This is a genomic window from Kluyvera sp. CHPC 1.251, from assembly GCF_036759945.1.
GTDB lineage: Bacteria > Pseudomonadota > Gammaproteobacteria > Enterobacterales > Enterobacteriaceae > Kluyvera > Kluyvera sichuanensis.
Window position 1 is genome coordinate 187,907 of the sequence record NZ_JAPKIC010000008.1, and the last position, 19,978, is coordinate 207,884.

Consider the following 19,978-nt stretch of genomic DNA (forward strand, 5'->3'; position numbering starts at 1 on the left):
CAGGTTACCCTGGCAGGCTTTTTTACATCCGTGATGCGCTTACCCGAAGAACATCACCGACACGCACAGCAGACCGACAATCAGCGTAATCAAGCTGCCGATTGAACGGTAAGGCTTGAGCGACGGGATCAGGTAGGTCGACAGCGTTGGCATGATAAACAGAATCATGGCAATCAGCGGGCCGCTGATGGCGTAAATCATCGAAATCGCGTTCGGGTTAATGCAGCAGACGATAAAGGTCACCGCCGACACCAGCAGGATAGAGAGCCCACGGTTAAACGAGCGGCTCTTGCGAACGCCAACCTGGTTCAGCGAAGATTTCACCATCTCGCTGGCCCCTTCAATGACCCCAAAATAGGTGCCGAGGAACGATTTCGACATCGCGACCACCGCGACCACAATCCCGGAAATCGACAGCCAGCTCGGAGAGTTTGGCATCATCGACAGGGCGGAAAGGATGGTCACGCCTTCGGCTTTCGCCGTATTGATATAGGACGGTGGAATCGACATCAGGCAACTGAACACAAAGAACAGCACGCTCAGGCAGATGACCAGATACGCCACCTTCATGATTTTTTTGCATTTACCCATGGCCTGCTCGCCATATTTCTCCCGCCGGTCGATGGCGAAGGTGGAGATAATCGGCGTATGGCTAAAAGCGAAAACCATCACGGGAATGGATAACCACACCTGGTGCAATGTATGCGTGCTGACTTCCATCTGCGTGGTCAGCAGCGACGGCTGCCAGCTTCCGGTCAGGTAGATAGACAGGAACAGGAAGTAGGCAATCAGCGGGAAGACCAGCATGCCCATCACTTTGATGGTCGTCTGACGACCCGTCAGGAAGATCAGGTTTAGCAGCAGTACGACGCCAAGACTGACCAACGCTCGTGTCGTGAGATCGACCGGCATATGGTGACCAATCTGCTCGGTCAGCGAGTTGGTGATGGCCACCGCGTAAATCAATACCACCACGAAGAAGGCAACGAAGTAGAGCGTGGTAATCAGGTTGCCGATCTTTTTGCCGTAATAGTGGCTGACGGCACCGGTGATACCAACGCTTGCCGGGGTGTTAGCGGACAGGATGAACTGACATAAGGCGCGATGCGGCCAGTAGGTCAGGGGCCAGGCGACGAGGGCGGTAATAAACAGCACCACGGCACCTGCGGCGCCAAGCTGGATGGGCAGGAAAAGGGTCCCCGCGCCGACGGCAGTGCCATATAAGGCAAAGCTCCATAGCGTCTCTTCTTTAGACCAAATTTTAGACATTATCTGAATATATCAACCATAAAACCAAAAAAATGGCGGATAATTTACCATAATTAGCTTTTCGTGTGGCTGAACATTTTCAGACCGATTGTTATCGGCCTGAAAAGCAGATTAATTTTGCGCGTAAAGGTTCTGTTGACGGCGCTTGATAATGCGATCGCGCAGGGTGTCGTAAACCCAGTTGTAGAGCATGGTGTAGGGCAGGAAGAACAGAAAGAAACCAATCTCCAGCGTCAGCGCCTGCAGGAGAGTCACGCCCAGCACCAGTGACACGATGCTCACCCCGATAACAATAAACCCGCACTCAAAGCCGAGCGCGTGCAGGGCACGAACCTTAGCGGTACGAATAACGCGGGTCACCGGCCAAAAGCGGTCGAAACCGGCGTTATAGATGATATTCCAGATCATCGCGGTGGTGGCCAGAATGACCGTTAGCCCGCCCATTTCAAGTACGGATCGCTGCATCAGGTAAGCCGCGGTAGGGGCGAGGATCGCGGTGGCGATCCCCTCGAAGCACACGGCATGGAAGATACGCTCCGGGAGTTTTCTGCGATGTAATGAATCGTTTTGCATCTTGTGACCTTTGATTTATGGAATGCGATAGTGGGCATTTTATGGATAAATGTGATAAGTAAAAGATAGAAACCATCGATAAAGTAGATACATCATGCGCTATTCTCCCGAAGCCCTGACCGCGTTTGTTGAAACGGTCTCCTGCGGCTCTTTCTCAGCGGCGGCGCGTCGCTTACGAAAAAGTCAGTCCACCATCAGCACCGCCATTGCCCATCTTGAGGCGGATCTCGGCGTGACGCTGTTTGACCGTTCCACACGCCAGCCGCTGCTCACTGCCGAAGGGCAGCGGGTGCTGAGCTACGTACAGGCCATTCTGAGCGCCAGCGAACGGCTGGATGAGCTGGCGGTGTCGCTCAGCGGCGAGACCGAGGCGCGGCTGACCTTTGTGCTTTCCGATACGCTGCATCCCGACGTGCTCGAAGATCTGCTGGCTCAGTTTGACCGCCGTTTTCCGCACACGGAATTTGAGTGCCTGGTAGGGGAAGACGACGACGTGGTGGATCTGCTGCAAAAAGGGCGCGCGCAGGTTGGCTTAATTGAAGCGCGGGATAGCTATCCTACCGATATCGGCCATACCCGTTTGCCGATGCAAACGCGCATGGCGATTTACGTGTCGCCGACGCATCCCCTGGCCGCTGAGCGAGGGCTGGAGTGGGAGCAGTTGAGCACCTGGCGCGAGCTGCGGCTGAATACTTATCTGGAAAATCGCACTACGCCAGCGCGTGGGCCAGTGTGGTCTGCACCAAACTATCTGATGCTGCTGAGCATGGCGGCGCAGGGGCTAGGCTGGTGTGCATTGCCCTGTGCGCTGGTGGACGAATTTGCGCGCTCGGCTGAGCTGACTATGCTGGATATTGTGGGCTGGCCAATCTCGGTATCGACCGACCTTCTATGGCATAAAGCCTCACCGCTGGGCGCGGGGGGAAGTTGGCTGCGACAGTATTTGCAGCAGGTTTCTGCCTGAATGAAACGGGGTGAATTTCCTTTGTGATAAAACTCACTTTTTTTAAACAATTACGATAATAGTTGATAACAATCATCTACTATACGCGGATAATTTTGCGCTGAGGTCGAGATGAAAGACGTCGTTATCGTAGGTGCTGTCCGAACGCCCATCGGCTGTTTTCAGGGGGCGCTTGCCCGCCATTCCGCCGTGGAGTTGGGTAGCCTGGTGATTAATGCCCTGGTCGAACGTAGCGGAATTTCCGCCGCGACCATTGATGAGGTGATCATTGGTCAGGTATTAACGGCGGGAACCGGACAGAACCCGGCGCGACAGTCTGCCATTAAAGGCGGCCTGCCGAATACCGTCTCGGCGATTACCATCAATGACGTGTGTGGCTCTGGTCTGAAAGCGTTGCATCTGGCCACGCAGGCGATTCAGTGTGGCGAGGCCGATGTGGTGATTGCTGGCGGGCAGGAGAACATGAGCCGTGCCCCGCATGTACTGACCGATAGCCGCACTGGCGCGCAGCTCGGCAATAGCCAACTGATTGATAGCCTGGTGCATGATGGCCTGTGGGATGCCTTCAACGATTACCATATGGGCGTGACGGCCGAGAACCTGGCGCGTGAGTATGGTATCAGCCGCGAGCAGCAGGACGCGTGGGCGCTCAGCTCACAGCACAAGGCCCGTCGGGCTATCGACTCAGGACGTTTTCGCGATGAAATTGTCCCGGTCATCAATCTACAGCCTGGCGGTTCACAAATTGTCGATACCGATGAGCAGCCACAAACCGATGCGAGTGCCGAAGCGCTGGCGCGTCTGGTCCCCTCTTTTGATCATGCTGGTTCCGTGACCGCGGGCAACGCCTCGTCCATTAATGACGGCGCGGCGGCGGTGCTGATGATGAGCGAAAGCAAAGCGCTGGAGCTAGGGCTACCGATCCTTGCCAGGATCCGCGCTTTTGCCAGCGTCGGCGTCGATCCCGCGTTAATGGGCATCGCGCCGGTCTATGCCACCCGCCGCTGCCTTGAGCGAGCAGGCTGGCAGCTGAGCGATGTCGATCTTATAGAAGCCAATGAAGCGTTTGCCGCACAGGCGATCTCGGTGGGCAGAATGCTGGAGTGGAACGAGCAGAAGGTCAACGTCAACGGCGGGGCGATTGCATTAGGGCATCCTATCGGAGCTTCGGGCTGCCGTATCCTGGTTTCGCTGGTTCACGAAATGGTGAAACGCGATGCCCGTAAAGGACTGGCCACGCTGTGCATCGGCGGCGGTCAGGGTGTGGCGCTTGCCGTCGAACGCGATATTCAGTAATAACGCTTTAGTTTCCCCTTAATTCCCCCCCTCACAGAAAGACCTCAATCGAGGTCTTTTTTGTTTATATGCCCGAATTTATGAGAATAGAAATGGACTTCTGTCTAGTTCATTCCCTTATGTATTTATGTTCATTTGTATCAGTTGTAAATGACGCGTATGAGATGACGCTTAGGCAGATTATTAGTAAAACATAAATTATTACTATCGCTAAGAATAACTGTGGTTATTTGTTTTTGCGTAAGTTGCTGTTATTAATGAATTTTAATTTAATTAAAAATACCTTTATATAAAAGTTTGTGATCTGCGTTTTATTTTTAAGGGACATCTTTGATTTTTTGTTGAGCTTTATCACGTCCTTCGTGTGCCGGATTTTCTGAAACAAATAATTACGATCTTGATCACTAAAATGCAAAACCGGAAAAAATAAAATCCAATTTCATAAAAAAGAAACATAATTTTAATTGAGGGATGGCAAATGTTTAAGAAAACTCTGGCCCTGGCCGTATTATCTGGTATGTCTTTCGCTGCATCTGCGGTAACCGTTGACCTGCGTCATGAATATATTGACAGCGGCTCCAACGCAGACCGTGTTGCGGTATCCCATCGTTTTGATAACGGTCTTGGTTTTGGCGTAGAAGCAAAATGGAAAACGGGTGGTGATGCTGATAAACAGGATCGCCCGTTTAACGAAGTGGTGGGTAATGGTCACGAAGAGTCCATTAACTGGCGCTGGAAGGCGACAGATAACTTTGCCCTGAACCCTGGCTTTAACATTGAGAGTAAGGACAGCTTCTCAATCTACAAACCTTATCTGCATGCGCAGTACAGCTTTGATAACGGTTTCTACGTCGCAGCCCGCTACCGTTATGAATACACCCGCGTACCGGCAAGCGGCGGCGTTGACGATAAAGTGAACAAAGTGGATACCTGGGTTGGTTGGGCGATGGGCGACTGGCGTGCAGAGCTGAACTACGTGTATGCACGCAGTACGGTAGCCGACGATCAGCATAAGAGCCTGTATCGTAACAACAACAAACCGTACAGCACCGAATATAACGCTAAGCTGGCGTACAAATGGGATAAGAACTGGTCCCCGTACTTTGAAGTGGGTAACGTGGGCGTGAAATCGACCGATGAGCGTCAGACCCGTTTACGTGTGGGCGTTGCTTACTCCTTCTAAATAAATTCGGACCCTCATCCGTTTTCCCCCCGGAGCATTTAGCCGGGGGTTTTCGTTTTTGGTGCGGCGCGAGTTTCCCCTCACCCTAACCCTCTCCCCAAAGGGGAGAGGGGACCGTTGGGTGCAGTTATTCATTTCCGCACGGAATGTTCCCTCTCCCTTTTTAAGGGAGAGGGCTAGGGTGAGGGTTCCTGCTCCAACCGAAAAACCAGCCCAAAAAAAAGCCCTCCAGAGGAGGGCAAGGCCAGTTACAGAAACACAAAACTTAGATTTATTACGCTTTTACTAACACACGTTCAGCAGGCAGTTTGGCAATGTACAGCGCCGGCTTACCGTCTTTGTCAGAGCTGAACAGCACCGCGCTGTCGTCCGGGGTAAAGGACGGATGCGGGTGCGTTACCTGACGGCTGTTTTGTACCGTTGCCCACGACGTATCGTGACGAGCAATGCGGAAGTAAGCCTGTTTTGCCACGTCGAACGCGTACAGGTAGGGATCGTTATCAATGGTGTAGCCGCTGGTATCTTTCACATCAACCGGCGTGCCGGAACCGTCGCCAACCAGCATTGTGCCGTCGAAGTTGCTCATCAGGTGAGAGCAGGCTGGCATCTGCATCAGCGCTTCGTTTACGTTGGTATCCGGATTGAAACGGTAGATGGTGCGGCCTTGTTGCCCTTTCAGATACGAGACGTACACCAGCGCGGAGCCGTTTGGCACCCAGAATTCGTGCGTGCAGCTTTCACCTTCCGCGTGTTCTTTGACTTTGCGAACGTTGCTGCCGTCTTCATTAACCAGCCACATGCGTGCGTCGACCAGATCGTGCGGGCCTTCGTGGCAGAAGGCCACGGTGCTGTCATCGAATGGACGATAGATTGGATGGCCGAGCCAGATTTTTTCTTCGTGAATCGTCGCGCTTTCACCGGTTTTCAGGTCAACGCGCAGCAGACGGCAGTGCGGGCCTTTATGGAAAAAATCGTGGAACAACTGCCAGTCGTTCAACGGCGTCCAGTCGCTCTTCGCGATTTCGATGCCAACCAGCTTGGTGCAGTCGCTGTTCGATACCCAGGTGCCGTAGCCAACCCACTCATCTGGCACACGGTACACTTCACGCTCGACCAGGGTTTTCAGGTTAACTTCCAGCAGGGTACGGTCGTTCTTCACATAGTAGAGTGATTTATCGTCAGGAGAGAGGAAGCCGCCAAAAGTGTTATCACCTGCGCCTTCGGTCAGCTGTACGGCTTCGGCGTTGGCGACATCCAGTAAATAGTAGTTCCAGTGGCCATCGAATTCGCCGGCAAATAACAGGTGGCTGCCATCATTAAAGAAACACTTCTGATAGAAGTAGTTACGATGACACGTTACTTCCGGTGGCGTTAAGCGGGTGACCTCCGCGCCGGTATCTGGGTCGCGGCTGACCTCATAGTTCAATTTAACCCGCATGCCTTTAGCCATGATGCTCTCCTTTCACTCACTCTAGCGGTCGCAGGGTGCTATCTCCCGTGCTGGCCGATTCTGATGTTATTTTAAAAATTGGGTATCAATTTATCAAAACAGCGTTTCATTGTTTGTGATGTCAGACTCACTTTATACGAAAAATCATCATTTCTGCTACTTTTTTGTGTAGCCAATCTGCAGCTTGTCAAGCTCGCCTTTGTTTTCGCAACATCCTTTCTACTAAAGTGGTAATTTTTCAAAGAAACATGTAACTGAATGAATAATAGTATTTTTTGTTTTTTTGCAACGCGACAAAAGTGCATATTCGTGATCGCTTTTGCATTTTTGATATTATTACGCAGAAAAAATGAAACGATGTTTTATTTGTAATTGAAAACCCATTTCATCAGGGATAAGATACAAGCATTAAACAAAGCGGAACGCAGTTTCGTTTCTAATATAGAAGATAAAACCACATTTTCCTGGAGGTTCAGGTGGAAGTAAGACAGAGCATTCATAGCGCTCATGCTAAGACGCTGGATACGCAGGGCCTTCGAGACGAGTTTTTAGTTGAACAGGTTTTCACTGCTGATGAATACACTATGGTCTATAGCCATATCGACCGCATTATCGTTGGTGGCATTATGCCCGTGGCGAAAACGGTCTCCGTCGGCGGTGAAGTCGGCAAGCAACTTGGCGTAAGCTATTTCCTCGAGCGTCGTGAGCTGGGTGTCATCAACATTGGCGGTGCGGGCACGATTACCGTTGACGGTAAATGCTATGAAATTGGCCATCGCGATGCTCTGTACATCGGTAAAGGCGCGAAAGAAGTGGTGTTCGCCAGCATTGATGCGGCGAAACCAGCGAAGTTTTACTATAACTGCGCACCGGCCCACACCACTTACCCGACCAAAAAGGTCACGCCTGCAGACGTTGCGCCGGTTACGCTTGGAGATGACCTCACCAGCAACCGCCGTACCATCAATAAATACTTTGTTCCTGATGTGCTGGAAACCTGCCAGCTCAGCATGGGCCTGACCGAACTGGCGCCAGGTAACCTGTGGAACACCATGCCGTGCCATACCCACGAGCGCCGCATGGAAGTGTACTTCTACTTCAACATGGATGAAGACAGCTGCGTGTTCCATATGATGGGGCAGCCGCAGGAAACGCGTCATATCGTGATGCACAATGAACAGGCGGTGATTTCACCGAGCTGGTCAATCCATTCCGGCGTCGGTACGAAGGCTTACACCTTCATCTGGGGAATGGTGGGTGAGAACCAGGTCTTTGATGACATGGATCATGTAGCAGTTAGGGATCTGCGCTAGTCGCGGACAGCAAGCATTAGATTAATGATGCCTGTCCGGTACAGGCGCAAAACGACAAGGAATATAAAATGATTTTGGATTCATTCTCTCTGCAGGGCAAAGTTGCCGTAGTGACTGGTTGCGATACCGGTCTGGGTCAAGGTATGGCGCTGGGTCTGGCGGAAGCAGGCTGCGACATCGTCGGTATCAACATCGTTGAGCCAACCGAAACCATCGAACGCGTTACCGCACTGGGCCGTCGCTTCCTGAGCCTGACCGCTGACCTGCGTAAAATCGATGGCATTCCAGAACTGCTGGAACGCGCGGTGGCTGAATTCGGCCATATCGATATCCTGGTGAACAACGCGGGCCTGATTCGTCGTGAAGACGCGATCGATTTCAGCGAAAAAGACTGGGATGACGTCATGAACCTGAACATCAAGAGCGTGTTCTTCATGTCTCAGGCTGCGGCTAAGCATTTCATCGCGCAGGGTAACGGCGGCAAAATCATTAACATCGCCTCTATGCTCTCCTTCCAGGGCGGCATCCGCGTTCCATCTTACACCGCGTCTAAAAGCGGCGTGATGGGCGTAACTCGCCTGATGGCGAACGAGTGGGCGAAACACGGTATCAACGTGAACGCGATTGCACCGGGCTACATGGCCACCAACAACACCCAGCAGCTGCGCGCTGACGAAGAGCGTAGCGCGGCGATCCTTGACCGTATTCCAGCGGGTCGTTGGGGTCTGCCAAGCGATCTGATGGGGCCAATCGTGTTCCTGGCTTCTCCGGCATCTGACTACATCAACGGCTACACCGTTGCGGTTGATGGCGGCTGGCTGGCTCGCTAAGTTAGCTTTTGAGTGATAAAAAACCTGCTTCGGCAGGTTTTTTTATGTCTGTAGGATCCCCTGCGTCGCTTTGCTCGGCCGGGCTACGGATGGCACAGGCAACGTCGGGGTCTTTAATCATCCATATCTACATATTCATATCGTCCATGCACTTTCACCTACCAGAAAATAGTAACGCATGTGTAGTAGGGTTTTCTGGCTATATGTAACGGGTTTCACTTCCATGCGAAAGTCGAATGTCCATCACAAAACCAACCTATGCAGCAATATAATCCATATTAATAACGTTTATGGCCTGACGGTCTGGCGCGGCTATCTCGTATTTTCATTCCATGTCTTACTTTGTCTGGCAGGAAAAAAATGACTTCAATCAGCAACGATTCAACGTTAATGCCGAACGCCCAGCGCGATACCCGGCGCATGAATATGTTTGTTTCCTTTGCCGCTGCGGTGGCGGGGCTGCTCTTTGGCCTTGATATCGGGGTGATTGCCGGGGCGCTGCCCTTTATCACCGATCACTTCGTGCTCTCTAACCGCCTGCAGGAGTGGGTGGTCAGCAGTATGATGCTGGGGGCCGCCATCGGTGCGCTCTTCAACGGCTGGCTGTCGTTCCGCCTGGGCCGTAAATACAGCCTGATGGTTGGCGCCGTGCTGTTCGTGGCCGGTTCGCTGGGCTCCGGTTTTGCCGTTAACGTCGAAATGCTGCTGGTCGCCAGGGTTATCCTCGGCGTTGCCGTGGGGATCGCCTCGTATACCGCGCCGTTGTATCTGTCCGAAATGGCGAGTGAAAACGTGCGTGGCAAAATGATCAGCATGTACCAGCTGATGGTGACGCTGGGTATCGTGATGGCGTTTCTCTCCGACACCGCGTTTAGCTACAGCGGCAACTGGCGCGCGATGCTCGCCGTGCTGGCGCTGCCCGCTCTGGTGCTGATTGTGCTGGTGGTTTTCCTGCCGAATAGCCCGCGCTGGCTGGCGGAAAAAGGCCGTCATATTGAAGCGGAAGAGGTGCTGCGCATGCTGCGCGACACGTCTGAAAAAGCGCGCGACGAGCTGAATGAAATTCGTGAAAGCCTGAAGCTGAAGCAGGGCGGTTGGGCGCTGTTTAAGGTGAATCGCAACGTGCGCCGCGCGGTGTTCCTCGGCATGCTGCTGCAGGCGATGCAGCAGTTTACCGGCATGAACATCATCATGTACTACGCGCCGCGCATCTTCAAAATGGCGGGCTTCACTACGACTGAACAGCAGATGATTGCCACCCTGGTGGTCGGTTTAACCTTTATGTTCGCCACCTTTATTGCGGTGTTTACCGTCGATAAAGCTGGACGCAAACCGGCGCTGAAAATTGGCTTTACCGTGATGGCTATCGGTACGCTGGTGCTGGGCTACTGCCTGATGCAGTTTGATAATGGCACCGCGAGCAGCGGGCTCTCCTGGCTCTCCGTCGGTATGACCATGATGTGTATTGCGGGCTATGCGATGAGCGCGGCGCCGGTAGTGTGGATCCTTTGCTCTGAAATTCAGCCGCTGAAATGCCGTGACTTCGGTATCACCTGTTCTACCACCACCAACTGGGTGTCGAACATGATTATCGGCGCAACCTTCCTGACGCTGCTGGATTCCATTGGTGCGGCGGGGACGTTCTGGCTCTATACCGTGCTTAACGTGGCCTTTATCGGCGTGACCTTCTGGCTGATTCCGGAAACCAAAGGGGTGACGCTGGAGCACATTGAACGTAAGCTGATGAAAGGCGAGAAATTACGGGATATCGGCGTCTGATGGAGTACCCGGTGGCGCTACGCTTACCGGGCCTACAAAGTCGCGCCAAATGTAGGCCGGGTAAGGCGTAGCCGCCACCCGGCTTTTACACCTTCGCTAAATACAGCGCTGGCATTCCCTCAGCGTCCGAGGTATACAGCACCCACTCACTGTTCGGTGAAAACGACGGATGCGGATGGGTGACCTGACGGTCGCCGTCCAGCACCTTCCAGCTGCTGTTATGCTGGCAAATCGCTTTTTTCTCACCGGTTTTTAAATCAAACACCCAGATAAACGGATCGTTCAGGCTGATGTCGCCGGTGTTATGCGGCGCGCCGTCACCAACCACCAGGGAGCCGTCATGGTTACTCATCAGGTGCGAACAGGGCGGGATCTCCATCAGCTGGCGATTTTCCAACGTCTGTGGGTCGGCGCTGTAGAGATAACGGTGCGGGCTGTTCTCCTGATGCGCCACGTAGTAAAGCGCAGAGCCGTCCGGCACCCAGAATTCGTGGGTAAAACTTTCCCCTTTTTGATGCTGACGCACGCAGCGAACGTTGCTGCCGTCTTCATTGACCAGCCACATGCGCGCGTCGATGGCGTCACGCGGGCCTTCGTGACAAAACGCCACGGTCCGATCGTCAAACGGGCGGTAGATAGGGTGCCCGAGCCAGCGTTTTTCCTGCAGGATGGTCCGCTGTTCCCCGGTTTTCAGGTCGATGTTAATCAGACGGCATTCCGGGTTGGTAAAGTAGTAGGCGCGGAACTTCGACCAATCGGTTAATGGCTGCCAGTCGCTTTTTTTAATTTCGATGCCGACGAGCTTCGTGCAGTCTGAGTTTGCGACCCACGTGCCGTAGGCAACCCACTCATCGTCCACTTCGTAGACCACGTACTCTTCCAGCGTCGAGAGATCCAGGCGTCTCAGCTGGCGCGTGTCTTTCACGTACCATAACGATTGATCGTCGTCGGAAAGAAAACCGCCGAAGGTGTTATCCCCCGCGCCGTCGGTAAGCTGGGTCGCCTGCTGGGCGGCAATATCCAGTAAATAATAGTTCCAGTGCCCCTCGAATGCGCCGCCAAAAATCAGCTTGCCGCCGTCGCGGGTAAAGCATTTTTGGTAGAAGTAGTTTCGGTGGCAAATAATGTGCGGTGGCGTCATCCGGATCACCTCGTGACCGGTTTCGCTGTCTTTCTGCGTACGGAAATTCAGCGGGATGATTTTGCCTTTCATGTGCTTTCTCCTTAAATAAAAAAATACCCCGCAACCGGAAGTTGCAGGGTATTGATAGCTAAATCGTGATTAGCGCATGGCGCGTTTCAGAATACGCTCGCCCTGGCGCTGGAAGTCCGCTGCCGCTTCTTCTACGGATTTCTGGCCGTAGTCGATGTACTGCAGCGTGGTGCCGAACTGGGCAACGATCTGCGGATCGTCAAAGTAAGGAGAGACGCTCAGCTTCGCTGGCAGAGACTGCGCCAGACGCAGGCCCGCAACGGAAGGATCGCTCTCTTTCAGGATGCCGTCTTCGGTCAGGTATTTCACCGCGACTTTGCTCAGCGGCACGCCACGTTCCAGACCTAAGGTATCGACACCTTCTTTGCTGTTCAGCAGGAAGTTGATCACTTTCGCAGCGGCTTCCGGGTTCTTGGTGGATTTGCCGATGGAGAGCATCTGTGCAGGTTTGAAGAACAGACCCGCGTCGGTAGCGCCCGGCAGCATTGGATAGCTACCCAGCTCCAGCTTCGCTGGTGGCTTCAGGTTATCGGAGTACTTGTTAATGGTGGAGTTCCACATGTAAGTACCGCCCCATTCGCCCTGGATCCACGGCTTCATTTCATACATGTTGCTCTTGCCAAAGGACGCGTAGTACTTGGTATCAGGCATCACGTGGCTGTCGACCAGCTTTTTGTACATCTGGAAGAACTCAACCCACTGCTCTTTGGAGTAGGAGAACTTCTTAGTGTCCGTGTTGATGGCCGGAATGTTGTACTTCTGCGTCATATAGGAGTTCAGCAGCGCCAGGGTATCCTGGTGCTCCAGAACCACTGGGAAGTACTGTTTGCCCAGCTTGCTTTCAAAGGTTTTACCCGCCGCCAGCAGATCGTCCCAGGTTTTCGGGTAGGCTACGCCTGCCTGTTTCCAGGTCTCATCGTTGAAGTAGAACACGCGAGCGGTCACGGAGATTGGGATCCCATTCAGCTTGCCGTTCACGGTGGTGGACTGCAGCTCTTTGGCATCAAACTGGCTTAAGTCGATCACGTCCTTCATTTTGTTCAGATCGTAGAAGCCGTCGCCGTTTTTCGAGAAGATTGGCAGCCAGTTCCAGTTAGTTTGCATCACGTCCGGCTCAGTGCCGCCAGCAATCTGAGTGGTCAGACGGGATAAGTGACCGTCCCAACCGGTGTACTCGGCCTTCACGTTAATATCCGGGTTCTGCTTGTGGAACTCTTCCAGCGCCTTCAGAGTCACCTGGTGACGGCCGTTGCCGCCCCACCAGGACATACGAAGGTCAACATCCTTTGCCATCGAAGGAAGGGCGGTCAGACCCAGAGTGGCGGAGATTGCTGCGCTTAAAAGCACTTTTTTCATTTTAATACTCCAGATTATAGGGAGAGGTTCTGTTCAGTTTTAGCATCAAAGATATGGCATTTATTCATATCAAACTTGAAGTACACCTTACGATGAAGACCCTTATCAATCATTGGCTTAGCTTCATCTGAAGGGATTCGTGCCGTCAGCTCGTAGTTCGCCACTTTCAGGTAAACGAAGAACTCATGGCCCATGTTTTCCACGCGAACCATTTCACCGCTGCAGCCGCCTTCGGCAAACGGCTCGTCGGACAGCGAGACGAATTCAGGACGGATACCGTAGAACACTTCTTCATTGTCATGACCGGCCAGTTTCTGGTTCAACCCTTCACTGAGTGCCATGAACTCATCGCCAATCGCCAGGTTCAGGGTGCCTTCTTTATTCACCAGCTTGCAGGCGCGGATGTTCATTTCCGGTGCGCCGATAAAGCCGGCGACGAACATGTTTTTCGGCTTGTGGTACAGGTTGTCCGGCGTATCAACCTGCATGATGTGACCCAGCTTCATCACGCAGATGCGGTCGCCCATGGTCATCGCTTCGGTCTGATCGTGGGTGACGTAGACGGTGGTCGCTGGCTTGCCGGATTTCTTCAACTGCTTGTGCAGGTCGGAAATACGGATACGCATTGACGCACGCAGCTTGGCATCCAGGTTGGACAGCGGTTCATCGAACAGGAACACGTCTGGCTTTTTGACAATCGCACGGCCTACGGCCACACGCTGCGCCTGGCCGCCGGAGAGCTGACGCGGCAGACGGTCCAGCAGCTCTTCCAGTTCGAGGATTTTCGCCGCTTCGTTCACCTGTGCTTCAATCTGCGCTTTTGGCAGCTTGCTCAGCTTCAGGCCAAACGCCAGGTTTTCACGCACGGTCATATGCGGATAAAGCGCATAGTTCTGGAACACCATCGCAATCCCACGCTCTTTTGGCGCAAGGTTGTTAACAATTTTCTCGCCGATGCGGACTTCGCCGCCGCTGATGGTTTCCAGGCCAGCCAGCATACGCAGGGTGGTGGACTTGGCGCAGCCGGATGGACCGACAATCACCATGAACTCACCTTCAGCGATTTTCAGGTCGATACCATGTACCGCTTTGAAGCCGTTGGAGTACACTTTTTCCAGTTTGTTGAAAATAACTTCAGCCATGATATATCCCTCTTAACCTTTAATTCCGCTGCTGGTAACGCCCTGTACGAAGTAGCGCTGTGCCAGGAAGAACACAATGATAGATGGCAGAATGGAGATGCTCGCCATTGCCAGAATTTCGTTCCACGGCGCGCCTTCAGTCACGTCGATGGACATTTTCAGTGCCAGTGCAATCGGATACTTATCAACGCTATAGACGTAGATCAGCGGGCCGATAAAGTCGTTCATGGACCACATGAACTGGAACAGTGCGACGGAGATAATCGCTGGCTTCAGAATCGGTACTACCACGTACCACAGCACCTGAATGGAGTTACAGCCGTCAATCTGTGCCGCTTCTTCCATGTCACGCGGTACGCCGCGCAGGAACTGAATCAGCATGAAGACGAAGAACCCTTGCGTGGCGAAGGCCAGCGGCAGGTACAGCGGCATGTAGCTGTTCAGCATGCCCATTTCGCGGAACATCAGGTACTGAGGAATCAGCAGTACGGTGCTCGGCAGCAGCATGGTAGTGATGAGCGTCGCGAACCAGAATTTCTTCCATGGGATCTCGAAGCGGGCAAAGCCATTCGCCACGATGGTGGAAGAGATAATGGTCAGAATGACCTTCGGAATGACATACTTGAACGTGTTCAGCATGTAATGACCGAAGGTGTACTCGGTACCGGTTTTCCAGCCGTTAATAAAGCCATCCCAGGTGGCGTGTGCCGGCCACAGGCTCAGCGTGGTGAAGATCTCGTGGTTCGGTTTAAACGACGCCGAGAACATCCAGGCCAGCGGGTAGAGCATTAACAGACCGACGATCAGCAGGATGACGTAACGGATCCAGGCGTTGATCTTCTCGCGACGAAGGGTGCGGGCAACCTCACGCTCTGCGATGGTTCTTGCGTCGGAGATTTGTTGGATATCAGCCATTTTTGCCTCCCTTATCGGCGGAGTAGAACACCCAGTATTTTGAAGACTTAAAGGCAATGCCTGCGAAGATAGCCACGACCAGGAACAGGACCCATGCCAGCGCTGCACCATAGCCCATATCGAAGTACTTGAACGCCGTGTCGTAGATGTACAGCGAGAACAGATACGTCGAGTAGGTTGGGCCGCCGCCGGTAATAACGTACGGGCCGGTAAACTCCTGGAATGCCTGGGTGGTCTGCATGATAAAGTTGAAGAAGATAACCGGCGTAATCAGCGGCACGGTCACTTTCATGAACATCTGCCATTTGGATGCGCCATCGATCATCGCGGCTTCATACTGGGACTGCGGGACGTTTTGCAGTGCGGCCAGGAAGATAACCATCGCGGAACCGAACTGCCATACGCGCAGCAGGGTGACGGACATCAGCGCCAGTGAAGGTTCGCCCAGCCAGTTAACCGGATCGAAGCCCAGCACGCCGATAAAGCTGTTCAGCAGGCCGTCGATGGCGAAGAGTGCACGCCACAGTACGGCGATAGCTACGGAGCTACCGAGGATAGACGGAATATAATAAGCAGTACGGAAGAAGCCGATACCGCGTAATTTAAAGTTAAGAACAAACGCAATCCCTAAAGCAAAAGCGAGCTTTAACGGGATAGTTAAAAATACGTAGGCGAACGTGACGCCCATGGATTTCCAGAAGAGGGCATCTTCTGTAAACATGTAACGATAGTTCTCTATGCCGTTAAATACCGGCGGGCTCATCAAGTCATACTCAGTAAAACTGAGGAAGAAAGATGAAACGAACGGGAAGGCCGTGAAGATTATCAACCCAATGATATAGGGTGAAATCCAGGCCAATCCCAACATTCTGTTTTCATTCATACATACCTACCTGGCGAACAAGTGTGTCAAACGGATTGGGTGTCTGTTACATCCCCTGCGCCTGCTGGCGCCTGGGTTTTAAAGTGTTAGCTTGTTATCGGTCATTCAGCCTTTCCCTGTAAGTAAATGTAATTCAAAATCTTTTTGCGCTATCCATTGTCTGTTTCGATGGCGTTTTAAAATCTTACTCTCTGCGAGGGCTTTTTTATAAAACGCCGTTTTAAATTTATTTTATTGCGATTTGTTTCTGCGTCATTCGATTAATCGTGAAAGTGTGATCGAAGTCGAAACGGCGTTTTAAAAAGGTGAGTGGTGTGGCATTTTGTACTGTGGGGAGGGGGGCGGAGCTATCATCCTCTTCTGGGTAGGCAAATCTTTTGATGAATCAATAAGAACCATCTGAAGGCGATGAATTCACCTGAAAATATAGTGATAAAATAAAGAGAAATCTTATAGAATGAGCTTATTGTCCTTGTGGATTTCGGGGTTTACGCCTCCTTCTTAAACATTAGCGCTCTTACCATTATGTCAATAGAACCCATACTACAGCCTACTCCTGCCAGAAATTTGCTGGTTGCAGCCAGCAGCAATGATGATATCGATCTCCGTCTCTTGCTGCTTCGCCTCTGGCGTGAAAAAAAGATAATTGCCACTTTTGTTGTTGCCTCTGCGATTTTGAGCCTGGCATTGGCATTCATACTGCCGCAAAAATGGACCAGCAGAGCGGTACTGACCATGCCTGAAAGTATCGATGTTGTTAACCTCGATCCTTTGATTATTCAGATGAAAACCCTTGCCGTTCCAGTGCAAAATAGTCGTGTAAATACTTTCAACCTATTTATCAAGAAGTTGAGTTCCCAATCGCAGTTTCAGGAGTGGCTTGGTTCATCGGGTATGATCAAAGATGTCACTGATCCCGTTGAATTGCATAGTAAAATAGTCGGTATGGCTGAAAGCCTGAAGATTACAAACAACATGGATCCAAAAAAGCCAACCGAACAGAGACCATTTGTAAGCTGGACGTTGGAGTTTACGGGGGCGGAGCCTGAGCGGGCGCAAACTATTCTGCGCGGCTATCTTGACCATATTAGCGCTGAGGTGCGTCAGGAAGTCCTGCAAACGATGCGAAATAATATCGGTAAGCAAATTAGTACGGAGAAAGCGAGTCTGGCATTAGATCGTACTCATCTGGAAAATGCGCGAAATATTCTTATCCAGAGATTAAAATACTCCTTGAGTATTGCTAATGCGGCAGGCATACAAAAACCGCTGTACAGCGAAGGTCTGGCGGTTAAGGACGATCCTGATTTCTCTATCTCGCTGGGCGCTGCGGGTATTGCGGAAAAGCTGAAAATTGAATCTTCATTGCAGGATGTCAGCACCTTGAATAGCGAGCTGCAAAACCGTGAGTACAATATACAAAAGCTGCAATCACTCACGATTCCAGACGTCGATTTTATGCCGGTGGCTTACCAGCTTTCGCCTACGTTGCCGATTAAAAAAGATGGCCCAGGGAAAGCGCTAATCCTGGTATTGGGCTGCCTGTTAGGTGGTTTATTAGGATGTGGTTACGCGCTGGGCAGACAAATGTTCAGAGCGTAATAATAAAAAGGCTCGCCATATGGCGAGCCTTTTTATTTAGTTAAGGAAGTCCTGACGCATCGGCGTAAAGGTATCCAGCAGCGTACCTGCTTTCAGGCACACGCAGCCGTGCATGATGTTCGGTTGCTTATAGAGTGTGTCGCCTGCGGCAACGACGTGCTTTTCATCACCGATGGTGAATTCGAATTCGCCGGACAGCACGTAGGTCAGCTGCTCGTGCGGGTGGTTGTGCATCGGGCCGATGGCGCCCTGTTCGAAGTTCACCTCAACGGCCATCATTTTGCCATCGTGCGCGAGAATGCGGCGGGTTACGCCATTGCCCAGATCTTCAAGGGTGGTTTCTTTATGAAAAATAAACATCAGGCGGTCCTGTTGGTATGTTGAAACGTTGTTTCATTAAATTTATCTCAGAAACGATCAAAAAGAAATCTATCGCCGCAGATGTGGAAAGTTGATCACAACTTTGGTTCACTAGCGGTACGACACCAAACAAGGTAAACGGCATGAAAACGATCGGTCTTCTGGGCGGCATGAGCTGGGAATCCACTATTCCCTACTATCGCTTGATTAATGAAGGGGTGAAGCAACGACTGGGCGGCCTGCATTCAGCGCAGATCCTGCTGCATAGCGTGGATTTCCACGAGATTGAGCTTTGTCAGTCTCAGGGTGATTGGCAGAAAGCGGGCGATATTCTGGCCCAGGCGGCGGTTGGTCTTCAGCAGGCGGGAGCCGAAGGTATTGTGCTGTGTACCAACACTATGCATAAAGTCGCCGAGGCTATCGAAACCGCCTGCGATGTGCCGTTCCTGCACATCGCCGATGCGACCGGCCGCGCTATCAGCCAGCAGAAGATGACCAACGTGGCGCTGCTCGGCACGCGCTATACCATGGAGCAGGATTTCTATCGCGGGCGCTTACAGCAGGAATTTGGCATTAACACGCTGATTCCGCAGCAGGATGAACGTCAGAAGATTAACCAGATTATTTTCGATGAGCTCTGTCTGGGCGAGTTCAGCGACGCCTCGCGCGACTATTACCTGAGCGTAATTGAAACTCTGGCGCGTCAGGGTGCGGAAGGGGTGATTTTCGGCTGTACGGAGATTGGTTTGCTGGTGCCGACAGCGCTGAGCCCGCTGCCGGTGTTTGATACCGCGGCGATTCATGCGGCGGACGCGGTTGAATTTATGCTCTCTTAACGGTCGCTCAGCACCGCCTCCAGCGGCGTCGTTATCTGCGACAGGCTGTGCTGCAGATGGGCCATAAAGGCCTCGACCAGCGCCGAGCGGGGGCGGTGTATAGGGCGAACCAGGCTGACGGTAAACGGCACATCGATGCTAAAGCGTCGAATGGCCACACCGCTGTTGGCGTAGTCGAGTGCGGTCAGCGGGTTGACCACCGAAATGCCGACGCCCGCTCTGACCATCGCGCAAATGGAAGCCGCACTGTGCGTCTCCACCACCATCCTTCTTTTTACCTGCTGCTCATTGAACAGCGTATCCAGCAACTGGCGATAGCTGTCGGTGCGCGACAGGCTGATGTAGTTCTCGCCCTGAAAATCGGCGGGCGTCAGCACCGTTTTCGCCGCCAGCGGGTGATCCTGCGGCAGCACGCACACTTCGTTTAGCGTCAGCAGCGGCATACGCTCGGTGCCTGCTGGCGTATGCAGCGTCTCGGTAATGCCTAAATCATGGCGCTGCGCCGACAGCCACTCTTCCAGCAGCGGTGACTCCTGCGGCACGATCTGAATATTCACCTGCGGGTAGCGGGTCAGAAACGGCTGCAGCAAAGGCGGCAAAAAGGATTGGGAAAAGACCGGCAGGCAGACAATCGACAGCTCGCCCTGGCGGAACTCGCGCAGGCTTTCCGCAGCGCTGACGATCCTATCCAGCCCGTACCAGGAGCGCTGTACCTCTTCAAACAGTCGCAGCCCCTGAACGGTGGGATGCAGGCGACCGCGGCTGCGCTCAAACAGCTTAAGACCCAGCACCTGCTCAAAGCGCGCCAGCTCACGGCTGACCGTGGGCTGCGAGGTATGCAGCATACGGGCGGCTTCCGTCAGGTTACCCGCCGTCATGATAGCGTGGAAAATTTCGATATGGCGCAGGTTAACGGCTGGCATGGGCGACCCTCAGACTAAGCATTCCATATCATTTTTGCATAGACTCGCGATAAAACGATATTTTTTATTCGGTTCGCGCTGTGGCGTAATC

At 52.7% G+C, this 19,978-nt stretch carries 18 protein-coding genes; 8 read left to right on the top strand and 10 right to left on the bottom strand.

Annotated features, from left to right (window positions below; genetic code table 11):
* Positions 1 to 39: 39 nt before the first annotated feature.
* Positions 40 to 1,269: an amino acid permease gene (locus V6940_RS16640; protein WP_035897649.1), complete on the bottom strand. Its 1,230-nt coding sequence runs from the start codon at positions 1,267 to 1,269 to the stop codon at positions 40 to 42.
* Between the two features lie 111 nt (positions 1,270 to 1,380).
* Positions 1,381 to 1,842, bottom strand: a complete 462-nt coding sequence (locus V6940_RS16645; RefSeq protein WP_333496588.1) for a multidrug/biocide efflux PACE transporter — start codon at positions 1,840 to 1,842, stop codon at positions 1,381 to 1,383.
* Positions 1,843 to 1,936: 94 nt separating this feature from the next.
* Between V6940_RS16645 and V6940_RS16650 the strand changes: the two genes are divergently transcribed.
* From V6940_RS16650 to V6940_RS16660, 3 genes are all read left to right on the top strand, one after another.
* Positions 1,937 to 2,806 carry a LysR family transcriptional regulator gene (locus V6940_RS16650; protein ID WP_333496589.1) on the top strand — a complete coding sequence of 290 codons (870 nt, stop codon included), beginning with the start codon at positions 1,937 to 1,939 and terminating at the stop codon, positions 2,804 to 2,806.
* Between the two features lie 111 nt (positions 2,807 to 2,917).
* Complete coding sequence (locus V6940_RS16655; protein WP_333496590.1) at positions 2,918 to 4,102, top strand: acetyl-CoA C-acetyltransferase; 1,185 nt, start codon at positions 2,918 to 2,920, stop codon at positions 4,100 to 4,102.
* 478 nt (positions 4,103 to 4,580) lie between these two features.
* Positions 4,581 to 5,285 carry an oligogalacturonate-specific porin KdgM family protein gene (locus V6940_RS16660; protein ID WP_185670015.1) on the top strand — a complete coding sequence of 235 codons (705 nt, stop codon included), beginning with the start codon at positions 4,581 to 4,583 and terminating at the stop codon, positions 5,283 to 5,285.
* A gap of 274 nt (positions 5,286 to 5,559) precedes the next feature.
* On the opposite strand, the gene V6940_RS16665 is transcribed toward V6940_RS16660, so the two are convergent.
* Positions 5,560 to 6,735: an oligogalacturonate lyase family protein gene (locus V6940_RS16665; RefSeq protein WP_185670016.1), complete on the bottom strand. Its 1,176-nt coding sequence runs from the start codon at positions 6,733 to 6,735 to the stop codon at positions 5,560 to 5,562.
* A gap of 476 nt (positions 6,736 to 7,211) precedes the next feature.
* On the opposite strand from V6940_RS16665, the gene kduI reads away from it, so the two are divergent.
* The 3 genes from kduI (at position 7,212) to araE (ending at position 10,657) form a co-directional block, all read left to right on the top strand.
* Positions 7,212 to 8,048: a 5-dehydro-4-deoxy-D-glucuronate isomerase gene (kduI, locus tag V6940_RS16670; RefSeq protein WP_333496591.1), complete on the top strand. Its 837-nt coding sequence runs from the start codon at positions 7,212 to 7,214 to the stop codon at positions 8,046 to 8,048.
* 68 nt (positions 8,049 to 8,116) lie between these two features.
* Positions 8,117 to 8,878 carry a 2-dehydro-3-deoxy-D-gluconate 5-dehydrogenase KduD gene (kduD, locus tag V6940_RS16675; RefSeq protein WP_185670018.1) on the top strand — a complete coding sequence of 254 codons (762 nt, stop codon included), beginning with the start codon at positions 8,117 to 8,119 and terminating at the stop codon, positions 8,876 to 8,878.
* A 360-nt stretch (positions 8,879 to 9,238) separates the two neighbouring features.
* Entirely contained in the window at positions 9,239 to 10,657 is a 1,419-nt protein-coding gene (araE, locus tag V6940_RS16680) for an arabinose-proton symporter AraE (RefSeq protein WP_185670020.1), read from the top strand.
* An 85-nt stretch (positions 10,658 to 10,742) separates the two neighbouring features.
* Here araE and V6940_RS16685 read toward each other — a convergent pair whose 3' ends face one another.
* The 5 genes from V6940_RS16685 to V6940_RS16705 form a co-directional block, all read right to left on the bottom strand.
* On the bottom strand, positions 10,743 to 11,870 hold the full coding sequence (locus V6940_RS16685) for an oligogalacturonate lyase family protein (protein WP_333496592.1): 1,128 nt from the start codon (positions 11,868 to 11,870) through the stop codon (positions 10,743 to 10,745).
* A 69-nt stretch (positions 11,871 to 11,939) separates the two neighbouring features.
* On the bottom strand, positions 11,940 to 13,226 hold the full coding sequence (locus tag V6940_RS16690) for an ABC transporter substrate-binding protein (RefSeq protein WP_185670022.1): 1,287 nt from the start codon (positions 13,224 to 13,226) through the stop codon (positions 11,940 to 11,942).
* Between the two features lie 14 nt (positions 13,227 to 13,240).
* Positions 13,241 to 14,368, bottom strand: a complete 1,128-nt coding sequence (locus V6940_RS16695) for an ABC transporter ATP-binding protein (RefSeq protein ID WP_333496593.1) — start codon at positions 14,366 to 14,368, stop codon at positions 13,241 to 13,243.
* Positions 14,369 to 14,380: 12 nt separating this feature from the next.
* Positions 14,381 to 15,283: a carbohydrate ABC transporter permease gene (locus V6940_RS16700; RefSeq protein WP_333496594.1), complete on the bottom strand. Its 903-nt coding sequence runs from the start codon at positions 15,281 to 15,283 to the stop codon at positions 14,381 to 14,383.
* Complete coding sequence (locus V6940_RS16705) at positions 15,276 to 16,166, bottom strand: carbohydrate ABC transporter permease (RefSeq protein WP_333496595.1); 891 nt, start codon at positions 16,164 to 16,166, stop codon at positions 15,276 to 15,278. Before V6940_RS16705 ends, V6940_RS16700 begins: the two co-directional genes overlap by 8 nt.
* 474 nt (positions 16,167 to 16,640) lie before the next feature.
* Here V6940_RS16705 and wzz(fepE) point away from each other — a divergent pair, with 474 nt between their 5' ends.
* Positions 16,641 to 17,768 carry an LPS O-antigen length regulator Wzz(fepE) gene (gene wzz(fepE) / locus V6940_RS16710; protein WP_333496596.1) on the top strand — a complete coding sequence of 376 codons (1,128 nt, stop codon included), beginning with the start codon at positions 16,641 to 16,643 and terminating at the stop codon, positions 17,766 to 17,768.
* 36 nt (positions 17,769 to 17,804) lie between these two features.
* On the opposite strand, the gene V6940_RS16715 is transcribed toward wzz(fepE), so the two are convergent.
* Positions 17,805 to 18,128, bottom strand: coding sequence for a cupin domain-containing protein (locus V6940_RS16715; protein WP_333496597.1), 324 nt, complete (start codon positions 18,126 to 18,128; stop codon positions 17,805 to 17,807).
* Between the two features lie 143 nt (positions 18,129 to 18,271).
* Here V6940_RS16715 and V6940_RS16720 point away from each other — a divergent pair, with 143 nt between their 5' ends.
* The gene (locus V6940_RS16720; RefSeq protein WP_333496598.1) at positions 18,272 to 18,964 is read left to right on the top strand and encodes an aspartate/glutamate racemase; all 693 of its coding nucleotides are present in this window, start codon (positions 18,272 to 18,274) and stop codon (positions 18,962 to 18,964) included.
* On the opposite strand, the gene V6940_RS16725 is transcribed toward V6940_RS16720, so the two are convergent.
* Positions 18,961 to 19,887, bottom strand: a complete 927-nt coding sequence (locus V6940_RS16725) for a LysR family transcriptional regulator (RefSeq protein ID WP_333496599.1) — start codon at positions 19,885 to 19,887, stop codon at positions 18,961 to 18,963. The genes V6940_RS16720 and V6940_RS16725 overlap by 4 nt on opposite strands.
* Positions 19,888 to 19,978 lie beyond the last annotated feature (91 nt).

Bases quoted from the DNA above. Each gene is read 5' to 3' on its own strand.
- V6940_RS16640 (WP_035897649.1), bottom strand. From the start codon at position 1,269: ATGTCTAAAATTTGGTCTAAAGAAGAGACGCTATGGAGCTTTGCCTTA.
- V6940_RS16645 (WP_333496588.1), bottom strand. From the start codon at position 1,842: ATGCAAAACGATTCATTACATCGCAGAAAACTCCCGGAGCGTATCTTC.
- V6940_RS16650 (WP_333496589.1), top strand. From the start codon at position 1,937: ATGCGCTATTCTCCCGAAGCCCTGACCGCGTTTGTTGAAACGGTCTCC.
- V6940_RS16655 (WP_333496590.1), top strand. From the start codon at position 2,918: ATGAAAGACGTCGTTATCGTAGGTGCTGTCCGAACGCCCATCGGCTGT.
- V6940_RS16660 (WP_185670015.1), top strand. From the start codon at position 4,581: ATGTTTAAGAAAACTCTGGCCCTGGCCGTATTATCTGGTATGTCTTTC.
- V6940_RS16665 (WP_185670016.1), bottom strand. From the start codon at position 6,735: ATGGCTAAAGGCATGCGGGTTAAATTGAACTATGAGGTCAGCCGCGAC.
- kduD (WP_185670018.1), top strand. From the start codon at position 8,117: ATGATTTTGGATTCATTCTCTCTGCAGGGCAAAGTTGCCGTAGTGACT.
- araE (WP_185670020.1), top strand. From the start codon at position 9,239: ATGACTTCAATCAGCAACGATTCAACGTTAATGCCGAACGCCCAGCGC.
- V6940_RS16685 (WP_333496592.1), bottom strand. From the start codon at position 11,870: ATGAAAGGCAAAATCATCCCGCTGAATTTCCGTACGCAGAAAGACAGC.
- V6940_RS16690 (WP_185670022.1), bottom strand. From the start codon at position 13,226: ATGAAAAAAGTGCTTTTAAGCGCAGCAATCTCCGCCACTCTGGGTCTG.
- V6940_RS16695 (WP_333496593.1), bottom strand. From the start codon at position 14,368: ATGGCTGAAGTTATTTTCAACAAACTGGAAAAAGTGTACTCCAACGGC.
- V6940_RS16700 (WP_333496594.1), bottom strand. From the start codon at position 15,283: ATGGCTGATATCCAACAAATCTCCGACGCAAGAACCATCGCAGAGCGT.
- V6940_RS16705 (WP_333496595.1), bottom strand. From the start codon at position 16,166: ATGAATGAAAACAGAATGTTGGGATTGGCCTGGATTTCACCCTATATC.
- V6940_RS16715 (WP_333496597.1), bottom strand. From the start codon at position 18,128: ATGTTTATTTTTCATAAAGAAACCACCCTTGAAGATCTGGGCAATGGC.
- V6940_RS16720 (WP_333496598.1), top strand. From the start codon at position 18,272: ATGAAAACGATCGGTCTTCTGGGCGGCATGAGCTGGGAATCCACTATT.
- V6940_RS16725 (WP_333496599.1), bottom strand. From the start codon at position 19,887: ATGCCAGCCGTTAACCTGCGCCATATCGAAATTTTCCACGCTATCATG.